At 64.4% G+C, this 4,005-nt stretch carries 4 protein-coding genes and 1 pseudogene; 4 read left to right on the top strand and 1 reads right to left on the bottom strand.

Annotated elements, in window-relative coordinates; all coding sequences use genetic code 11:
• The 4 genes and pseudogenes from H8B02_RS45850 to H8B02_RS45835 all read left to right on the top strand — a co-directional run.
• Positions 1-420 (top strand): annotated as a pseudogene (locus H8B02_RS45850) (DNA polymerase III subunit gamma/tau); the annotation flags it as partial.
• A gap of 21 nt (positions 421-441) precedes the next feature.
• On the top strand, positions 442-762 hold the full coding sequence (locus H8B02_RS45845) for a YbaB/EbfC family nucleoid-associated protein (protein WP_092122614.1): 321 nt from the start codon (positions 442-444) through the stop codon (positions 760-762).
• Between the two features lie 124 nt (positions 763-886).
• On the top strand, positions 887-1,492 hold the full coding sequence (gene recR, locus H8B02_RS45840) for a recombination mediator RecR (protein ID WP_229172298.1): 606 nt from the start codon (positions 887-889) through the stop codon (positions 1,490-1,492).
• Positions 1,493-1,642: 150 nt separating this feature from the next.
• Positions 1,643-2,068, top strand: coding sequence for a hypothetical protein (locus H8B02_RS45835; RefSeq protein ID WP_229172299.1), 426 nt, complete (start codon positions 1,643-1,645; stop codon positions 2,066-2,068).
• Positions 2,069-2,381: 313 nt separating this feature from the next.
• Here the strand turns inward: H8B02_RS45835 and H8B02_RS45830 are convergent, their stop codons facing one another.
• Complete coding sequence (locus H8B02_RS45830; RefSeq protein WP_229172297.1) at positions 2,382-3,755, bottom strand: AmpG family muropeptide MFS transporter; 1,374 nt, start codon at positions 3,753-3,755, stop codon at positions 2,382-2,384.
• Positions 3,756-4,005: the final 250 nt, after the last annotated feature.

The raw sequence follows: 4,005 nt of genomic DNA, 5'->3' as shown, positions 1-4,005 counted from the left end.
ACGAGCTTTCCGCAATTGATCGCGCTCGCCGGCGAGAAGCGCGACATCATGACCAAGAGCGCGCTGGAGGCCGATGTGCGGCTGGTGCGCATCGAGGATGGCCAACTCGAGATCGGCCTTGAGCCGAAGGCGCAGCGCGCGCTCGTCACCGATCTGTCGCGCAAGCTCGAACTATGGACCGGGCGGCGCTGGACCGTGATCATCTCGAACGAGGCCGGTCAGCCGACCGTGCGTTCGCAGAATGAATTGGCACGCAGCGAGCATCAGCGTGCCGCCGAGGCCGATCCGCGCGTGCAGGAGGTGCTGGCGCGCTTTCCCGGCACCAAGGTGGTCGAGGTCCGCCGCCTTGCCGCCGAGGTTCCGGTGGCGGATGCGACCGGCGAAGACCCGATTGAAACTTCCGACAGCGACGACGATTGATCTGGCGATAGGAACGCACACATGGCTGATTTTCTCGGCATGATGAAGCAGGCAGCGCAGCTGCAATCCAAGATGCAGGCGATGCAGGAAGAGCTCGGCAATGTCGAGGTCGAGGGCATCTCCGGCGGCGGCCTGGTCGCCGTGCGCATGACCGCGAAGATGGAAGTGAAGGGCATCAAGATCGATCCGTCGCTGATGAAGCCGGAGGAGCGCGAAGTGCTCGAGGATCTGCTCGTCACCGCGCATGGCGATGCCCGCCGCAAGGCCGAGACGGCGATGCAGGAGAAGATGATGGCGCTCACGGGCGGGCTCGGCCTGCCGCCGGGATTTGGTCCGACTTGAAGCGCGGCGAGATCAAGATGAATCATCGTGCCTTGGCTCTTTGTTGGAGCATGATCTCCGCGCAAACGCGTTCCGCGTTTGTCGCGAGGGAAAACCGCTTCACACTTTTCCGGATCATGCTCTAATGGCTGCAAGCGTTGCCGGCCCCGAGATTGAACGCCTGGTCCAGTTGCTGGCGCGGCTGCCCGGGCTCGGGCCCCGTTCGGCGCGGCGCGCGGCGCTGCATTTGATTAAGAAGCGCGAGGCCTTGATGACCCCGCTGACCGCGGCGCTGCAGGTCGCGATCGACAAGATCCAGGTCTGCAAGACCTGCGGAAACATCGATACACAAAACCCCTGCACGGTCTGCACCGATCCGCGCCGCGATCCCTCGATCATTGTCGTGGTCGCCGATGTCGCCGATCTCTGGGCGCTGGAACGCGCCAATGCGACCAATGGACGCTATCACGTGCTCGGCGCAACGCTGTCGCCGCTCGACGGCGTCGGTCCGCAGGATCTCACCATCGATCAGCTGGTGGCGCGCGCGCATGCGCCTGAAGTGAGCGAGATCATTCTGGCGCTCAATGCCACCGTCGACGGCCAGACCACCGCGCATTACATCACCGACCTCCTGTCGGAAGCCAATGTGCGGGTGACGCGGCTGGCGCATGGCGTGCCGGTCGGCGGAGAGCTTGATTACCTCGATGAAGGTACGCTATCGGCTGCGATGCGGCAGCGGACGCTGTTCTAGCAAGCGATCCGGGAGCCGGACGCGGCATTGTTCGTCAGGCGATCGGCGACAATCCAAAAAGATCGCGCCGAAACAAAACGATAGGGTGGATGACGATTTGGGGACGGTCATCGACGCTCTGACGAATCAAGTACGGAACCATTCCAAATGATGACACACCGATTCGGCGTACGCTTGGCCGTTGCGCTTCTGGCGGCCACATTCGCCGCGCCGTGCGCGCTCGCGCAGCAGAGCGACGCGCCGCAGAAGCCCGGCAAGATGATCCGGGCCGGCGATGTGCTGTCGGGGGAACTCGGCGTCATGAAGGTGCGCGACACCAAGAATCGCGGCAAGCGGGTCGCGACCTACCAGATCACCAGCGAGCCGCGCCGCCTGCCGCCGCCGAACGGTCTCTGCAACCTCGAAACCGGGCCGGAAACCTTTCAGCTGATACCGACCAACGACGCCCAGGCCGCGCAGCTCAAGAGCCTCTCCGGCAAAGCCATCTCGGTGAAGGTCGACGAGATCGCCTGCGCCAAGGACGCCGGCGAGATGAGCGAAGCCATCGTCACCAAATGGAGCGTGGTGGCGAAGTAGCTGCCTCAATTGCGGTGTCATCGCCCGGATGCGCGGGTAATGACACCGCGCTGTTTCTTGAGTTGCGACCCATCCTCATCGTCGTCCTGGCGAAGGCCAGGACCCAAAACCACCGGCCTTGCTTGTCGGATGGATCGTGGCCCCGACATCGCGCAACAATTCGCATTTGGGGTAATGGGTCCTGGCTTTCGCCAGGACGACGCACGGAGAGAGCCTGTAGCCCGGATGGAGCGAAGCGAAATCCGGGACGGTTTTGCAAATTGAGAGACTTCCCCGGATTGCGCTTCGCTTCATCCGGGCTACGGCGGCTGGGCTAAACCCTCACCGGCCCCAATTCATCGAAATGCCCGCGCCGCTGCAGCCAGGCGAGCAGGATCAGGCTCGGGATCGCGACCAGCACGCAGATCACGAAGAACATTTGCCAGCCGACGGCCTTGGCCACATAGCCCGCGCCCGACGACAGATAGGTGCGGCCGACCGCGGCGAGCGCCGTGAGCAGCGCATACTGGGTCGCGGTGTGCAGCGGATTGCGGCATAGCGCCGAGAGGTAGGCGACGAAGATCACGGTGCCGATCGCGCTGGTGAAATTCTCCGCGGTGATCGCAAGCGCAAGCGCCCACTGATCGACGCCGACATGCGCGAGCCAGGAAAACGACAGGTTGGCGACCGCCTGCAGCACGCCGCCGATCCACAGGCTGGTCGCGAGCGAATAACGCCGCGCCACGAAGCCGCCGGCAAAGCCGCCAATCAGGGTCGCGGCAAGGCCGACGCCCTTCACGATCGCCGCGTAATCGACTTTGGAAAAGCCGATGTCGATCACGAACGGCGCGGTCATGGTGCCCGAGAACGCGTCGGTGAACTTGAACAGCACCACGAAGGCGAGCGCCGCCAATGCGTCCTTGCGGCTGAGGAACTCGGAGAATGCGCCGAGCGCCGCGTGCAAGACGCGTTCGGCCGCGGTCTGCGCATGCGTGGCGGCCTCCGCGCCTTTCGATTGCGCCGGCTCGGTCGCAGCAAGCGCGGTGACGATGCCGATCACGACCAGCGCGGCCATCACCACATAGCCCCACATCCACGCCGACGGGCGCACGAGGCCGGCGGACTCGAAGCCGCTGACGATGAACAGCGCGCCTGCGGTCGAGACCAGCATTCCGATGCGATAGGCAGCGACATAGGACGCCATGCCGGCGGCCTGCTCGCTCTCCGGCAGGCTTTCGACGCGGAAGGCATCGACCACGATGTCCTGCGTCGACGAGGCCGTTGCGACCAGCAACGCGGCGAAGGCCGCGAACCATGGCGATCGCGCCGGATCGGCCATCGCCAGCACCAGGATCGTCGCGATCAGCAACAGCTGCGAGAGCAGCAGCCAGCCGCGGCGGCGACCGAAGATCTGGGTGAACAGCGGCACGTGCAGCGCGTCGACCAGCGGCGCCCAGAGGAATTTCAGCGTGTAGGGCGTGCCGATCAGCGCGAGCAGCCCGATGGTGCCGAGATCGACCCCGGCCTCCTTCATCCACACCTGCAGCGTCGAGCCCGACAACGCCAGCGGCAGGCCCGAGGAGAAGCCGAGCAGCAACACGATCAGCACCCGCGGCTGCAAGTACACCGCAAAGCTGTCGCGCCAGGAGGTGGCGGGCTGTCCCTGCGGCTTCGCGGGCACGTCTGACGTCGCTTCAGGTGCTGTCATAGGGGCGTTGGTAGCAGATTCGAGCCACTAGGAGGGTGTCATCGCCCGGCTCGATGTGCGGACCGGGGACTGGGTAACACCGTTCGGAGACATGGGTAACACATCGACGGCATGGAATGGCTTGGGAGGCCGACATGCCGTGCGACGACAGTCTTTTGTGGCCGGATCTGGTAACAACTCCTCTATGATCGCACCTAGTGATGTTGATGTCCGCAGATCGCGCGGCATGATCAGGTGTCATCGCCCAGTC

Source organism: Bradyrhizobium altum (genome assembly GCF_020889705.1).
GTDB classification, from domain to species: Bacteria; Pseudomonadota; Alphaproteobacteria; order Rhizobiales; family Xanthobacteraceae; genus Bradyrhizobium; species Bradyrhizobium altum.
This window is presented reverse-complemented; position numbering and strand designations above follow the sequence as displayed.